Origin of the sequence: Tepidimonas sp. (assembly GCF_036825565.1) — a bacterium.
Classification (GTDB): Bacteria; Pseudomonadota; Gammaproteobacteria; order Burkholderiales; family Burkholderiaceae_C; genus Tepidimonas.
Window position 1 is genome coordinate 1 of sequence record NZ_DAISXZ010000061.1, and the last position, 14,641, is coordinate 14,641.

Here is a 14,641-nt window from a genome sequence, read left to right on the forward strand (position 1 = left end):
CGGTCATGGCAGCGGGCGGGGGCGTTCAGCGCGGCTCGAGCGGCGGATAGCTCGGCGCCACGGCGGGAGCGGATCCAGAGGCGGGCTCCCTAGCGGCGGGCGCGGGGCTGGCGGCGCGGGGGGCGGGCGCCTTGGCCTCGAAGGCCTTGAGTTGCTCCTCGGTCGCCTCGAGCACCGGGGGCTGCGCGGCCTTGCGGCGCACGTCCAGGGAGGAGACGAACTCCTCCTCCGTGGGCAGTTCATCCGCCTGCACCCGCTCCAGCCGGTCGCCTTGGAAGAACACGCTGACCACGCGGCGCTGCGGGGCCTGGCCCTGGCGCTGGAAGGTGAAGACGTAATCCCAGCGGTTGGCGTGGAAGACGCTGGCCACCAGCGGCGTGCCAAGGATGGCCTGCACCTGCTCGCGCGTCATGCCGGGCTGCAGGGCTTGCACCTGCTCCCGCACGACCACGTTGCCCTGCAGGATGTCCATGCGATACGGGGTGACCAGACCGCCGATGGTGGACAGCCGCGACGCGGCCCCGTCCAGGGCGCTGCAGCCGGTCAGGGCCAGCAGCGGGGCGAGCCAGACGGCCCGGCGCACCAGGCACCGCGGGGTCGAGGGCATCGGGGAGGCGGCAGGTTTCATGGCGTGGGACGAATGGGCACACGGGCGCGCAGGACTTGGCGCGAGGTTATATCATCGGGCCCATTGTAGTGGCGCGCGCCCCGGGCCGCCCGCACCCCCCCTCGCACGCATGACCGGCATCGAAGAACTCAAGAACACGGGGCTCAAGGCCACGTTGCCGCGACTGAAGATCCTGGAGATCTTCCAGTCGGGGCGCCAGCGCCACATGACGGCCGAGGACGTCTTCAAGGTGCTGCTGGACGAGCAGTCCGACATTGGGCTGGCCACCGTGTACCGGGTGTTGATGCAGTTCGAGCAGGCCGGGATTCTGGTGCGCAGCAATTTCGAATCCGGCAAGGCGGTCTACGAGCTCAACGAAGGCCAGCACCACGACCATTTGGTGTGCCTGGATTGCGGCCGGGTGGAGGAGTTCTACGACGCCGAAATCGAGCGGCGCCAACAGGCCATCGCCCAGGAGCGCGGCTTTGCCCTGCAAGAGCACGCGTTGTCGCTATACGCCCACTGCCAGCGAACCGATTGCCCCCACCGCAACCGGCCACGGCGGGGCTGACTGGGCAACCCGGGCGGGACTCCCCCCGATCAATCGTCGCGCAGCATGGCGGCGCGCTGACGTTGCACGAATTCCTGGTAGGTGTCGATGCCGCGCAACTGCAAAATGGCATTGCGCACGGCGGCCTCGACCAGCACGGCGATGTTGCGCCCCGCCACCACCGGAATGACGGCCTTGCGGATGGCGACACCGAGCACGTCCTGGTAGATGGGCTCACTGGGCAGGCGCTCGTAATCGCGCTCTAGCGTCGCCTGGCGCACCAGGTGGACGATCAGGCGCAGCCGCATCTTGCGGCGCACCGCCGTTTCGCCAAAGATGGCTTTGATGTCCAGCAGGCCGATGCCGCGCACTTCGAGCAGGTTTTGCAGCAGATCGGGGCAGCGGCCTTCGACGATGGTCTGGTTGACGCGGTAGACATCGACCGCGTCGTCGGCCACCAAGCCATGGCCGCGCGAGATCAGCTCCAGGCCCAGCTCGCTCTTGCCCAGGCCGGATTCGCCGGTGATCAACACGCCCAGCCCCAGAATGTCCATGAAGACGCCGTGCATCGTCGCCCGCTCGGCGAAGTGGCGCGACAGGTAGGCGCGCAGCACGTCGATCACGAACGCCGCCGACGCCGCAGTGGCAAACAGCGGGATGTGCGCGCGCTCGCACATTGCCACCAGCTCGGCCGGCGGCGTCTGGTCGTCGGCGACGACGAGCAGCGGCGGCTCCAGCGTGACGATGCGCGCGACACGGCGACGGCAGTCCTCGGCCGTGGAATTGAGCAAATAGGCGACCTCGCGCACGCCCAGCACCTGCGCGCGGTAGGGGTGGATGTAATTGAGGTGTCCGACCAAATCGGCGCCCGAGCGGGCTTCGGACACCGCCTTGTCGTGAAAGCACCGCTCGGACGCCGTCTGCCCCGCGACCCACTGCCATTTGAGGGTCTCGCGGTGGTCCTCGAACAGGACGTCGGCGCTGACGGCGCTGGGCTTCATGGTTGGCTTGCCGGCGGCGCGCGGCCGCCGCGCGCGATCAGGCGGCCGCGTGCGCGGACTGCCAGCCCGCGATCAGGCCGTGCAAGGTGGCGGCATTGTCGGCGCTGCGCAACTTCTCGCGCAACGCCGCGTCGCTCAACAGCTCGGCGATTTCGGACAGGATTTCCAGATGCTTCTGGGTGGCCGCCTCGGGCACGAGCAAAAAGATCAGCAGGTTGACGGGCTGCTCGTCCGGCGCGTCGAAGCCGATCGGCTGGACCAGCTGGAACACCGCCGCCATGGGTTGCTTCAGGCCCTTGATGCGCCCGTGCGGGATGGCCACGCCATGCCCCAACCCGGTGGAGCCCAGGCGCTCGCGGGCGAACAGGCTGTCGGTGACGAGCGCGCGGTTGAGGCCGTGCAGGGATTCGAACAGCAGACCGGCCTCCTCGAACGCGCGCTTCTTGCTCGTGGCCTCGACGGCCACGAGCACGTGTTGGGGCGGCAGAATCGCAGAGAGTCGGTTCATCGGGGTATGCCTCGAAACGTGGGGGCCATTATGCCCCCATCGCCGCCGCGCTGCCGTGGCCCGAAAACGACAAACCGCTTGACGGCAGCCAAGCGGTTTGCGCCGGGACAGCCGCGGCTGCCCAGAAAACACTCAGACGACTTCGCGCTTGAGAGGCAGGTGGTGATGCTCCTGCGCCTTGTCCTTGTAGCGCAGCACCTGGCGATCGAGCTTGTCGGCCAGCTCATCGACCGCTGCGTAGAGGTCGGCGTGCGTGCTTTCGGCGTAAATGTCCTTGCCTTTGACGTGGATGTTGCACTCGGCTTTCTGACGGTGATCCTTGTCCTTGATTTTGTCGACGGTGAGCAGGACGCGGATGTCCACCACCTGATCGAAATGGCGCGAGATTCGCTCGAGCTTACTCGCCACGTAGCTGCGCAGCGCCGGGGTGACGTCGAGGTGGTGTCCGCTGATGGTCAGGTTCATGAAGAGCCTCCTTTCGCTCCGGGGAATGGTTCGGCTGCCGAGGGCCGAACGGCGGGGCCGGGCGGGCCGCCCCACCGCCTCTACTATGCCTGTTTGAAGCGGGCGTGACAAGCGCGGTTTCCGGCCTGCCGGCGCCCCGCCAACGCCCCCATCGCGCGCGCGGTGCGATAATCCACGCCACATCTTTTTCGTTGGAGTTCCCGCCGTGGAAAGCAGCCCTAGTCGCGTGCTTTCGGCGCCGGAGCCCCAGTCCTGAGGCTGCGCCCGCCCTGTGTGGCAGGGGCGCCGGGGCCGGCGGCCGGTGATCGAAAGCACTCCCCGATCATCGTCGCCCCACCCCCCCAGTCGGAAGCGCCCCATGCTCAACGTCTTCACGCTCGTCAACGGCCGCCTGTTCCAGGAAGAAATCGATTCCCTGGAGGATCTGGCCCGCTTCAAACCCATCTGGGTCGACATGGAGTCGCCCACCCCCGAGGAGCGCCGCTGGGTGCGGCAGCTCTTCGGCCTGTCCATCCCCGAAGACGCCATCGACGACGACATCGAGGAGTCGGCCCGCTTCTTCGAAGAGGACAACGGCGAGCTGCACGTGCGCTCGGACTTCCTCATCGACGACGAGGACGACCCGCGCCATGTGCGGGTGGCCTTTATTCTGAACGACCGCAATCCGGACCTCAAAAGCCACGGGGTGCTGTTCTCCATCCACGACGAGGACGTGCCGGTCTTTCGCCTGCTGCGGCTGCGGGCGCGGCGCATGCCGGGCCTGATCGACGACGCCAAGGACGTGCTGCTGAGCCTGTACGACACCGACGCGGAGTACTGCGCCGACACGCTCGAGGATATTTACGAGGACCTGGAGCGCATCAGCACCAAAGTGCTGTCCGGTCAGGTGACGGACGACATCGCGACCGAGGTGCTGGCGGCCATCGCCCGACACGAGGACATGTCGGGCCGCATCCGCCGCAACATGATGGACACGCGGCGCGCGGTCAGCTTCATGATGCGCTCGCGCATGCTGTCGGCCGAGCAGTTCGAGGACGCCCGCCAGATTCTGCGCGACCTGGACTCGCTGGACAGCCACACCGCGTTCCTGTTCGAGAAGATCAACTTCCTGATGGATGCCACGATCGGCTTCATCAACATCAACCAGAACAAGATCATCAAGATCTTCTCGGTGGCGTCGGTCGCGCTGCTGCCACCGACGCTGATCGCCAGCATCTACGGCATGAACTTCCAGTACATGCCCGAGCTGAACCAGCCCTGGGGCTACCCGGCCGCGCTGGTGCTGATGGTGGCCAGCGCCGTGGGGCCAATGCTGTACTTCCGCAAGCGCGGCTGGCTCAAGTGAGCGGGTGAGCAGGCCGGGCGCCGTCATCCGACGCGATGGGCTGCCGGACGGACGTCGGCCCGGCCTCGTGCGGATCCACGAGGGCGGTCAACGTATCGCGTGCGAGGTATGGGAACTGCCGGCGACGGCCTTCGGCTCCTTCGTCGACCTGGTGGCCGCGCCGCTGGCCATCGGCAAGGTCGCGCTGGATGACGGCCGCTGGGTCAACGGCTTCGTCTGCGAGGCCGCCGGCGTCGAGGGTGCCGCCGACATCACCGCCTGCGGCGGCTGGCGCGCCTGGCTGGCCGCTTCTACGACGTGATGGACGAGCTGCCGCAGGCCGACGCTGCGCGTGAAGCTGCGCCCCGAAAAACCGGATGGCGCGCGTCAGAGTGACTCCATTTCCCCCAAATGGGGGATGCCCTTGAACGGATGCGGAGGCTAGCATGGAAGGCTAGGCTTGGAAAGTGCCCCTCCATGCACCGTCGACCGCTGTCCACCGACACCGAAGCGCCCCTCGAGGATGCCGGCTGGTCGTGGCCACTGCCGGCACAGGCCTTGCTGGCGCTGGCGGCCGACTGGCTATGGGAGATGGACGCCCAGCTGAGGCTGACGCGCATGGCCCGCGTCGACGGACACCCGCCCGCTGGGGGTATGGACGCGGCGCTCGGCCGCGCGCCGTGGGACGGTCCCGTCTTCGAGGCCACGCCGGCGCAGTGGCGCCGGCACCGTCGCATCCTGTGGGCGCACCAGCCGTTCAGCGGCCTGGAGGTAGCCTGGCGCCCGGGCGGGCGCGCGCTGCGCTGGTGCGCGATCAGCGGGCTGCCGCGTTTTGACGCGCAAGACCGCTTCCTAGGCTACGTCGGCATCGCGCAGGACATCACCGCGCGCAAGCGCAGCGAACGGGCGTTGCGCGAGGCCCGCGCCGAACTCGACGCGACGCTGAAGGCGTTGCCGGACCTGATGTTCGAAATCGACCGCGATGGCGTCTTCCATCAAGTGCACGCGCCACGGCCCGAGCTGTTGCTGGTGCCGCCGGATGCGATCGTCGGTCGCAATCAGCGCGATCTGCTGCCGCCGGCGGTCCAAGAATTGACCGAGTAGGCGCTGGTGCTGGCCGAGCGGCAGGGGCAGGCGCATGGCTTGCGCTATGCGCTGGATCTGGCGGATGGCCGTCGCTGGTTCGAGCTGTCCGCCGCGCGCAAGGACGCCGCGGCCGACCGTACTCCGCGCTTCGTCGCGCTCGTGCGCGACATCACCGAACTCAAGCGCCGCGAGGCCGAGCTGAGCGAGCTGGCCTTCTACGACGCGCTGACCGGCCTGCCGAACCGCCGCCTGCTGCTGGATCGCATCGAGCAGGTGCTGCTGCGCCAGGCGCGCGAGCCGACCTGGTGCGCGCTGCTGTTCATTGACCTGGACGATTTCAAGGCCGTCAACGACCGCCATGGTCACGGAACCGGCGACCAGGTGCTGGCCGTGGTGGCGCAGCGCTTGCGTGCCTGCGTGCGCGAGACCGACCCGCTGGGAAGGCTGGCTGGCGACGAGTTCGTCGCCCTGCTGCTGGACCTCTCCCCCGACGCAGCCACGGCGCGCCGGGTGGCGCAGCGGGTGGCGCGCACGCTCGTACGCACGCTGCGCGCGCCGCTGCACGAGGTCCCGGGGATCATGCCTTCGGCCAGCGTCGGCGTGCTGATGTTCCGCGGCCAACACCCGCTGCCGGCGCTGCTGGCAGCGGCCGACACGCTGATGTACCGTGCCAAGGGAGCCGGCAAAGGCCGGCTATCGTTGCACTGGTTTGGCCGCGAAACCCCCGGCGCTCACGGCTAGTCGGCCGCCGATGCGCGGCTCCATGCCCCCGGGGATCCGCACCCGCCTAGTCAGAGCAGATTGAGCGCCTTGCGCACGATGCGCGCGCTGTAGTGGCGCGCCACGTCGCGCATGAAGGCCTGAAAATCCACGTGCGCCTCGTCGTCGGCGCGGTCGGACAGCGTGCGCACCGCGGCGAACGGCGTGCCGTAGTCCCAGCAGACCTGGGCCACGGCAGCGCTTTCCATGTCCACCGCCAGGGCCTCGGGCAGCTCCTCGCGCAGGGCCTGGGACTCGGCCGCGCTGGTAATGAAGCGGTCGCCACTGACGATCAGCCCGCGGTGCACCGTGGGCCGGTGCAGACCCAGGGCGCGCAGCGTCTCCTCGCTGACCAGCTTGGGCAGCCAGGTGACCGCGTCGCGCGCGGCCTCCTCCAGCACCTGGGCCAGCACCAGGTCGGCGTCGAAATGCATCTTGCCGGTGCCGGGCACCTCCCAGCGCGGAAACAGCGGTGCGGCGCTCAGGTCGTGCTGCAGATAGCGCGCGCCCACGACGACGTCGCCGACCTCGGCACCGAGGGCCAGCCCCCCGGCCACCCCCGTGAACAGGATGTGTTGGGGCGCAAACCGCTCGTGCAGCACGGTGGCGGTGGTGGCAGCCGCCACCTTGCCGATGCCGCACAGCACCGCCACGACCTCGTGGCCCTGCAGATGGCCCTGCCAGAACTCGCGGCCCGCGACACTGACCTTGCGCTCGTCGGGCATGAGCTGCAGGATCTCGGCCAATTCCTCGTGAACGGCACTGATGACGGCGACGCGGGCCATGGCGGGCTCTCCGAGAAAGGTTACTTTTTGTCCCGCAATTCTCGCCGCAAAATTTTGCCCACGGGCGTCTTGGGCAGCTCGGTACGAAACTCGATCACCTTGGGTCGCTTGTAGCGGGTCAGCCGTGCTTCGCAGAATTCGCGGATGTGCGCCTCGGTCAGCGCCGGGTCCTTCTTGACGACGACGAGCTTGACCGCTTCGCCCGAGTGTTCGTCGGGAATGCCCACCGCCGCACACTCCAGAACGCCGTCGCACTGCGCGACCACGTCCTCGACCTCGTTGGGGTAGACATTGAAGCCGGACACCAGAATCATGTCCTTCTTGCGATCCACGATCTTGAAGTAGCCGCGCTCGTCCATGACGCCGATGTCACCGGTGCGGAACCACCCGTCGGCCGTCATGACCTTGGCGGTTTCGTCCGGGCGCTGCCAGTAGCCGGCCATGACCTGAGGGCCGCGGATGGCGATCTCGCCGGGCGCGCCCAGCGGCACTTCATTGTCGGCATCGTCGATGCACTTCATCTCGGTGCTGGGCAGCGGCAGGCCGATGGTGCCCGTGAACTCGGTGGTGGTGACCGGGTTGCAGCTCGCCGACGGGCTGGTTTCGGACAAGCCATAGCCCTCGCAGATCGGGCAGCCGGTGCGCTCCAGCCACTTCTTGGCCACCGCCGCCTGCACCGCCATGCCCCCGCCGACCGACACCTTCAGGTTGCGCCAGTTGACGGTGTCGAACTGCGGGTGGTGCACCAGCGCATTGAACAGCGTGTTGACCGCCGGAAAGCTGTGGAAGGTGTGGCGCGACAGCTCCTTGAGCACCGCGGGCAGGTCGCGCGGGTTGGGGATGAGGATCGTCTTGCCCCCGGTGCGCATGCTCAACATCATGTTCACCGTGAAGGCGAAGATGTGATAGAGCGGCAGCGCGCAAACCGCCGTGGACTGCTCGCCCGGGGGGATTTTTTTCATCACCGGGTCGTTCCAGGCCTCGGACTGCAACACGTTGGCCAGGATGTTGCGATGCAGCAGCACCGCGCCTTTGCTGACCCCGGTGGTGCCACCGGTGTACTGCAGCACGGCCACGTCGTCGGGGCCGATCTCCGCCGGCCGAAAGCCCGCCCGGCGGCCGCGCGCCACCGCATGGTTGAAGCGCACCGCCCCCGTCGATTGGAACGGCGGCACCAGCTTTTTGACGTGGCGCACTACCAGGTTGACGATCAAGCCCTTGACCCCGAGCAAATCGCCCATGGCGCACAACACCACGTGCTGGACCGGCGTGGCGGCCTGGCACTGCTGCAGGGTGTGGGCAAAGTTTTCGATGATGAAAATCGCCTTCGCCCCGCTGTCCTTGAGCTGGTGCTCCAGCTCGCGCGCGGTGTAGAGCGGATTGACGTTGACCAACACATAACCGGCGCGCAGGATGGCCGCGACCGCGATCGGGTACTGCGGCACGTTGGGCATCATCACCGCCACGCGTTCGCCGCGCTGCAGCCCCAGGCTCTGCAGATAGCCCGCCACGGCGCGCGAGGCCTCGTCCACCTCGCGGTAGGTCCACTCTTTGCCCAGAAAGCTGTACGCCGGGCGGTCGGCGTATTTGGCAAAGCTTTCCTCCATCAGCGCGACCAGCGAGCGGTAACGGCTGGGGTCGATCTCGGTGGGCACGCCCTCGGGATAGTGCTTCAGCCATGGCTTGTCGGCGGCGGTGACGGTGCTCATGCAGTCTCCTGTCTGGGTTTTTGGGAATGGCCCTGGAATCGCCCGATCTGCCTGACAGCAGGCTGACGGTGCTGACATTATTCCTGAAACCCCGTTCAACAGCGCTCGGTTTAGGGGTTTTTCCGAACGGTCGTTCGCTCCATTTGACGGCCCGTCGACAGTCGGCGCGCCCTGGCGACCGGCCGCAGACACCCAGCCCACGAAGCCAGGCGGGGCAACGGGCGGGTCACTCGATCGCCTTGACCATGTCCTCCACGACCTTTTTGGCGTCGCCAAACACCATCATCGTCTTATCCATGTAAAACAGCTCGTTGTCCAGACCGGCATAACCGGCGGCCATGGAGCGCTTGTTGACGATGACGGTGCGCGCCTTGTAGGCCTCGAGGATGGGCATGCCGTAGATCGGGCTGCCCTTTTGCAGCGCGGCCGGGTTGACCACGTCGTTGGCACCCAGGATGATGGCCACGTCGGCCTGGCCGAATTCGCCGTTGATGTCCTCCATCTCGAACACCTGGTCGTACGGCACCTCGGCCTCGGCCAGCAGCACGTTCATGTGGCCGGGCATGCGGCCCGCCACCGGATGGATGGCGTACTTGACCGTCACCCCCTTGTGGGTGAGCTTCTCGGCCAGCTCCTTGACGGCATGCTGGGCGCGCGCCACGGCCAGGCCGTAGCCCGGCACGATGATCACGGTTTCTGCGTTGGACAGGATGAAGGCGGCATCGTCGGCGCTGCCGCTCTTGACACTGCGCTGCTGCTGCGCCGCCTGGGCACCGCCGCCAGCGTCGCCGCCAAAGCCGCCCAGGATGACGTTGATGAACGAGCGGTTCATCGCCTTGCACATGATGTAGCTCAGGATCGCGCCGGACGAGCCGACCAACGAGCCGGCGATGATGAGCATCGGATTGTTCAGCGAAAAACCGATGCCAGCTGCCGCCCAGCCGGAATAGCTGTTGAGCATGGACACCACCACCGGCATGTCGGCCCCGCCGATGGGGATGATGATGAGCACACCGAGCACGAAACTCAACGCCGTCAGTGCGTAAAAGGCCGCCCAGTCGCCCGTGGCGGCAAACGTCAGCCCCAAGGCGATCACGGCCACGCCCAGCGCCAGGTTGAGCCAGTGCTGGCCGGCAAACACGACCGGCGCGCCCTGGAACAGGCGGAACTTGTACTTGCCCGACAGCTTGCCGAAGGCGATGACCGAGCCGCTGAAGGTGATGGCGCCGATGGCCGAGCCGAGGAACAGCTCGATCTTGTTGCCAAACGGAATTTGCCCGCCCTTGGGCGCCAGGTCGAAGGCCCAGGGCTCGGTGACCACGGCGATGGCGATGCACACCGCGGCCAGACCGATCATGCTGTGCATGAAGGCGACCAGCTCGGGCATCTTGGTCATCTCCACACGCTTGGCCATGATCGCGCCGATGGTGCCTCCGGCCACCAGACCGAGCGCGACCCAGCCCAGGCCGCTGACCTCGTCGAGCGCCATGCGGTCGGCCAGGGTGGTGATCAGGCCCACGGTGGTGACGATGGCAATGCCCATGCCCACCATGCCGAAGACGTTGCCCCGGATGGAAGTGGTGGGGTGGCTCAGGCCCTTGAGCGCCTGGATGAAGCAGACGCTGGCCACCAGATACAGCAGGACGACGACGTTCATGCTCATTGGGCAGCTCCTTCACCGGAGGAACCCGCAGCCGTCGGGGCCTTGCGCTCCTTCTTCTTGAACATTTCGAGCATGCGGCGCGTCACCAGAAAGCCACCGAACACATTGACGGCGGCCAGCGCGACGGCCAGCACGCCCATGGTCTTGGCCAGGCCGGTTTCGGTCAGCGCGGCGGCGAGCATCGCACCGACGATGACGATGGCCGAAATGGCGTTGGTCACCGCCATGAGCGGCGTGTGCAGCGCAGGCGTGACGTTCCACACGACGTGGTAGCCCACGTAGATAGCGAGCACGAAGATGATGAGGTTGACGAGCAGGGGGGAGACGGCTTCCATGGCGGAACCTCGCGGAGGGATCGGAGACGGTGCACTCAGGCGCGGCGCTTGACCTCGCCACCTTGTGCCATCAGGCAGGCGGCGACGATGTCGTCGTCCAGGGATACCTGCACGGCGGTGGCGTCCTTAGGCAAGACCAGCTTCAGGAAGTCCAGCAAGTTGCGCGCGTACAGCGCCGAGGCGTCGGCCGCCACCAGCGCCGGCAGGTTGGTGTGGCCAACGATCGTCACGCCGTGCGCGCTGACGACCTGGTCCGGCACCGTCAGCGGGCAGTTGCCGCCGGGCTGGCCGTGCGGTCCGACCGGGCCGCGACCGGCGGCAATATCGACGATCACCGAGCCGGGCTTCATGCCGCGCACCATCTCCTCGGTGACGAGGGTGGGCGCCGGCCGACCCGGGATCAGCGCGGTGGAGATGACCACGTCGGCCTGCGCGACGCGCTTGGCCACCTCAGCCTTCTGGCGGTCGAGCCAGCTCTGCGGCATCGGGCGCGCGTAGCCGCCGATACCCTGCGCGCACTCGCGCTCCTCGTCGGTCTCGTACGGCACGTCGATGAACTTGGCGCCGAGCGACTCGACCTGCTCCTTGACCGCCGGGCGCACGTCGGAGGCCTCGATCACCGCGCCCAGCCGCTTGGCGGTGGCGATGGCCTGCAGACCCGCCACCCCCACGCCCAGCACGACGACGCGCGCGGCCTTGATGGTGCCAGCCGCCGTCATCAACATCGGAAACAGCCGCTGGTAGTGGTTCGCCGCCAGCATCACGGCCTTGTAGCCGGCGATGTTGGCCTGGCTGGACAGCACGTCCATGCTCTGCGCGCGCGTGGTGCGCGGCGCGGCCTCCAGCGCAAACGCCGTCAGGCCGGCGGCGGCCAGGCGCTGCAGGCCCTCGGCATCGAACGGGTTGAGCATGCCGACCAGCGTCGAGCCGGCCTTCATCTGCGCCAGCTCGTCGGCGCAGGGGCCACGCACCTTCAACACCAGGTCGGCCCCCAGCGCCGTGGCGGCATCGACGATCTCGGCGCCGACGGCGCGATAGGCCTCGTCCGGGGCGCTGGAGGCCACGCCGGCGCCGGCCTGCACCAGCACCGTATGCCCCTGGGCCACGAGCTTCTTGGCGGTCTCCGGGGTGACGGCTACCCGGGTCTCCAGTGCTGCCGTCTCGGCAGGCACGCCTATGCGCATGGTGTTCTCCTCACTCGTTGGGGCACCGCCTGCGGTGCCCGGCTCATCGTCATTTTCGTGCGGGCCGAAGCCGGCCCACCGCCGGCAGGGTACCCGGTTTTGCCACGGGTCGCCATCGCCGCGCCGACACTTGCCGGATGGGGTTTACCCGCCCCTCAAATATAAGTGATGGCTCATGTTTTGCGATTCTGCCCATCGCATCGTCCGGGCGTGGGTGGGTTTACCCTGATGATCTGCCCGCCGCCACATAATATAGTGACATGAGCATACGCTGGAAACCGAGCGTCACCGTGGCCGCCATCATCGAGCGCGACGGCCGCTACCTGATGGTGGAGGAGCACACACCCGAGGGATTGCGCCTGAACAACCCGGCCGGCCACCTGGACCCGGGCGAGGGGCCAGTGCAAGCCTGCGTGCGCGAGGTGCTGGAAGAAACCGCGCACCCCTTCACCCCGACGGCGCTGCTGGGGGTGTACCTGTCGCGCTTGCAGCGCCCGGCCACCGGCGAGGACATCACCTACCTGCGGCTGGCCTTCACCGGCTCGCTGGGCGAGGCCGAGCCGGGCCGCGCGCTGGACGACGGTATCGTGCGCACGCTGTGGCTGACGCTGGAGGAGGTGTGCGCCAGCCGCGCCCGCCACCGCAGCCCGCTGGTGCTGCGCTGCATCGAGGACCACGCCGCCGGTCGGCGCCTGCCGCTGGAGGCGGTTTACACCGACGCATCGGTTTGGGCCCCATCACGCTGAGCCTGGCCCAGCGTGAGGCACACCAGCGCGGCCAGCGCCGCGGTCTCGCTGCGCAGCGTGCGCGCGCCCAGCGACAGCGGCACCAGGCCCGCCTGCGCCAGCGCCGACTCCTCCGCGTCGGTCAGCCCACCCTCCGGCCCCAGCACGACGTGGCACGGGCCGCCGTGCGCCGCGCCCCAAGCCGGCAGCGGCACGCTGCCAGTGGCCAGCGACAGCCAGACGCCGGTGCCGAGCGCCGCGCGCGCCGGGTCGGCCAGCCAGTCCGCCAGCGGCCGCACCGGATGCACCAGCGGGACGCGGTTGCCGCCGCACTGCTCGCACGCGGCCACGGCCACCGCCTGCCAGTGCGCCACCTTGCGCGCCGCGCGCTCGCCGTCCAGCCGCAGCACCGTGCGGGCGGTCAGCAGCGGCTGGACGCTGGCCACGCCGAGTTCGGTGGCCTTCTCGACCAGCCAGTCCATGCGCTCGTTGGCGGGCATGCCCACCGCCAGGTGCACCGCGCGCGCCGGCTCGCGCTCCACGGCCGCATGCGCCTCCACCGCCACCGTGACATCGCGCCGGCCCATCGCCTGCACCCGCGCGCGCCACTCGCCGCCGCGCGCCGGGTCGCCGAACAGCGTCAGGGCGTCGCCCGGCTGCAGCCGCAGCACCTGCACGTGGCGGGCCGCCTCCGCCGGCAGCGCCAGCGTCTGGCCGGCCTGAAGCGGCTGCGGCAGGTGGATGCGCGGGGGGGCGGCCATGGGGTCGTCAGCTCATGCCCGGACGGCCGAAAGCATAGGCCACCGGGGTCTCGATGCCCTCCACCGCGTCGATCAGCTGCAGCAGGGGTTTGAGCTCGCGGTAGCGCGCCGCGGTGTGGCGAATGTAGGCGATGAAGCGCGGCGCATCGGCCAGGTACGTCGGCTTGCCGTCGCGCAGCGTCAGCCGCGCGAAGATGCCGGCCACCTTCAGGTGGCGCTGCAGCCCCATCCACTCCACCGCACGGTAAAACGCCCCGAAGTCCTGCGCCCAGCCGTCGGCGTCCAACAGGCTGGCCCGGCGCGCCGCCTCCCAGTAGCGGATGGTGACGTCGAGCACCACCTCCTCGTCCCAGCTGAGGAAGGCGTCGCGCATGAGGCTGGCGATGTCGTACGTCAGCGGGCCGTGCACGGCGTCCTGAAAGTCCAGCACGCCCAGCCGCCCCTCGGGCCGCGCGGGGTCGAAGCCGCCGGCGGGCAGCATCAGGTTGCGCGGCATGTAGTCGCGGTGCACCCACACGGTGGGCTGCGCCAGCACGCGCTGCACGATCAGGTCGAAGGCCGCCTCGAGCGTGCGGCGCTGCGCGTCCGACAGCGTGATGCCCTTGTGGCGCGCCAGGTACCAGTCGGGAAACAGCGCCAGCTCGCGCCGCAGCAGCGCCTCGTCGTACGGCGGCAGCACGCCGGGGCGGCTGGCGCGCTGCCACGCCACCAGCGCGGCCATCGCGTCCTTGAAGTACGGCAGCGCGGCGTCGGGCTGCTGCGGATCCAGCGCCTGCAGCAGCGTCTGCGTGCCCAGATCCGTCAGCAGCAGAAAGCCGCCGGCCTCGTCCCAGTCCAACACCTGCGGCACGCACACGCCGGCCTCGCGCATCAGGCCGGCGACGCGCACGAACGGGCGGCTGTCCTCGTGCGCCGGCGGGGCGTCCATGACGATGCGCGTGCCGCCGCCGTGCGCGGCGTCGACGTCGAGGCGGAAGTAGCGGCGAAAGCTCGCGTCGGCGCTGGCCAGGCGCAGCGTCTCGGGGCGCAGGCCGTGCGCGGGGGCCACGCGCGCCAGCCAGCGCTCGAAGGCGGCGGCGCGTGCCGAATCGGGCCAGACGAGGGGCGGGGTGGGGGTGGGGTCAGGGGTGCTCATGGATAATCGACGGCATTCTACGAACGCCACCGCCGACCGCCCCG

Annotated in this window: 17 protein-coding genes; 6 read left to right on the top strand and 11 right to left on the bottom strand. The window is 68.7% G+C overall.

All coding sequences use genetic code 11. From position 1 onward, the window contains the following. Positions 1–25: 25 nt before the first annotated feature. The gene (locus V7026_RS08730; protein WP_334155001.1) at positions 26–607 is read right to left on the bottom strand and encodes an outer membrane protein assembly factor BamE; all 582 of its coding nucleotides are present in this window, start codon (positions 605–607) and stop codon (positions 26–28) included. Between the two features lie 130 nt (positions 608–737). Between V7026_RS08730 and fur the strand changes: the two genes are divergently transcribed. Further along, complete coding sequence (gene fur, locus V7026_RS08735) at positions 738–1,178, top strand: ferric iron uptake transcriptional regulator (protein ID WP_334155002.1); 441 nt, start codon at positions 738–740, stop codon at positions 1,176–1,178. A 29-nt stretch (positions 1,179–1,207) separates the two neighbouring features. Here fur and hprK read toward each other — a convergent pair whose 3' ends face one another. The 3 genes from hprK to hpf form a co-directional block, all read right to left on the bottom strand. After that, the gene (hprK, locus tag V7026_RS08740; protein WP_334155003.1) at positions 1,208–2,158 is read right to left on the bottom strand and encodes an HPr(Ser) kinase/phosphatase; all 951 of its coding nucleotides are present in this window, start codon (positions 2,156–2,158) and stop codon (positions 1,208–1,210) included. Between the two features lie 37 nt (positions 2,159–2,195). Beyond that, a complete protein-coding gene (locus V7026_RS08745; protein ID WP_334155004.1) occupies positions 2,196–2,666 on the bottom strand; it encodes a PTS sugar transporter subunit IIA in 471 nt (156 codons plus the stop codon). 132 nt (positions 2,667–2,798) lie between these two features. Beyond that, complete coding sequence (gene hpf, locus V7026_RS08750) at positions 2,799–3,131, bottom strand: ribosome hibernation-promoting factor, HPF/YfiA family (RefSeq protein WP_068607832.1); 333 nt, start codon at positions 3,129–3,131, stop codon at positions 2,799–2,801. A gap of 358 nt (positions 3,132–3,489) precedes the next feature. Between hpf and corA the strand changes: the two genes are divergently transcribed. The 4 genes from corA to V7026_RS08770 all read left to right on the top strand — a co-directional run bounded on the left by corA (position 3,490) and on the right by V7026_RS08770 (position 6,282). Continuing rightward, the gene (gene corA / locus V7026_RS08755; protein WP_334155005.1) at positions 3,490–4,476 is read left to right on the top strand and encodes a magnesium/cobalt transporter CorA; all 987 of its coding nucleotides are present in this window, start codon (positions 3,490–3,492) and stop codon (positions 4,474–4,476) included. A 4-nt stretch (positions 4,477–4,480) separates the two neighbouring features. Further along, positions 4,481–4,777, top strand: a complete 297-nt coding sequence (locus V7026_RS08760) for an allophanate hydrolase-related protein (RefSeq protein ID WP_334155006.1) — start codon at positions 4,481–4,483, stop codon at positions 4,775–4,777. A gap of 155 nt (positions 4,778–4,932) precedes the next feature. Then, a complete protein-coding gene (locus V7026_RS08765) occupies positions 4,933–5,559 on the top strand; it encodes a PAS domain-containing protein (protein ID WP_334155007.1) in 627 nt (208 codons plus the stop codon). Positions 5,560–5,565: 6 nt separating this feature from the next. Beyond that, positions 5,566–6,282 (top strand): GGDEF domain-containing protein, encoded by a 717-nt coding sequence (locus tag V7026_RS08770; RefSeq protein ID WP_334155008.1) that lies wholly within the window; start codon positions 5,566–5,568, stop codon positions 6,280–6,282. Between the two features lie 50 nt (positions 6,283–6,332). Here V7026_RS08770 and V7026_RS08775 read toward each other — a convergent pair whose 3' ends face one another. The 5 genes from V7026_RS08775 to V7026_RS08795 form a co-directional block, all read right to left on the bottom strand. Then, positions 6,333–7,085, bottom strand: coding sequence for a 5'-methylthioadenosine/adenosylhomocysteine nucleosidase (locus V7026_RS08775; RefSeq protein WP_334155009.1), 753 nt, complete (start codon positions 7,083–7,085; stop codon positions 6,333–6,335). Positions 7,086–7,105: 20 nt separating this feature from the next. Beyond that, the gene (locus V7026_RS08780) at positions 7,106–8,794 is read right to left on the bottom strand and encodes a long-chain-fatty-acid--CoA ligase (RefSeq protein ID WP_334155010.1); all 1,689 of its coding nucleotides are present in this window, start codon (positions 8,792–8,794) and stop codon (positions 7,106–7,108) included. Between the two features lie 226 nt (positions 8,795–9,020). After that, positions 9,021–10,457, bottom strand: a complete 1,437-nt coding sequence (locus tag V7026_RS08785) for an NAD(P)(+) transhydrogenase (Re/Si-specific) subunit beta (protein WP_068607888.1) — start codon at positions 10,455–10,457, stop codon at positions 9,021–9,023. Then, positions 10,454–10,792: an NAD(P) transhydrogenase subunit alpha gene (locus V7026_RS08790; RefSeq protein ID WP_334155012.1), complete on the bottom strand. Its 339-nt coding sequence runs from the start codon at positions 10,790–10,792 to the stop codon at positions 10,454–10,456. The genes V7026_RS08785 and V7026_RS08790 overlap by 4 nt, the downstream gene beginning before the upstream one ends. A 35-nt stretch (positions 10,793–10,827) precedes the next feature. Next, positions 10,828–11,976: a Re/Si-specific NAD(P)(+) transhydrogenase subunit alpha gene (locus V7026_RS08795; RefSeq protein WP_334155013.1), complete on the bottom strand. Its 1,149-nt coding sequence runs from the start codon at positions 11,974–11,976 to the stop codon at positions 10,828–10,830. A 260-nt stretch (positions 11,977–12,236) separates the two neighbouring features. On the opposite strand from V7026_RS08795, the gene V7026_RS08800 reads away from it, so the two are divergent. After that, a complete protein-coding gene (locus V7026_RS08800) occupies positions 12,237–12,722 on the top strand; it encodes an NUDIX hydrolase (RefSeq protein WP_334155014.1) in 486 nt (161 codons plus the stop codon). On the opposite strand, the gene V7026_RS08805 is transcribed toward V7026_RS08800, so the two are convergent. Together V7026_RS08805 and V7026_RS08810 are read right to left on the bottom strand one after the other, a co-directional pair. After that, complete coding sequence (locus tag V7026_RS08805) at positions 12,686–13,462, bottom strand: 16S rRNA (uracil(1498)-N(3))-methyltransferase (protein ID WP_334155015.1); 777 nt, start codon at positions 13,460–13,462, stop codon at positions 12,686–12,688. The genes V7026_RS08800 and V7026_RS08805 overlap by 37 nt on opposite strands. A 7-nt stretch (positions 13,463–13,469) precedes the next feature. Continuing rightward, positions 13,470–14,597, bottom strand: a complete 1,128-nt coding sequence (locus tag V7026_RS08810) for an aminoglycoside phosphotransferase family protein (protein WP_334155016.1) — start codon at positions 14,595–14,597, stop codon at positions 13,470–13,472. Positions 14,598–14,641 lie beyond the last annotated feature (44 nt).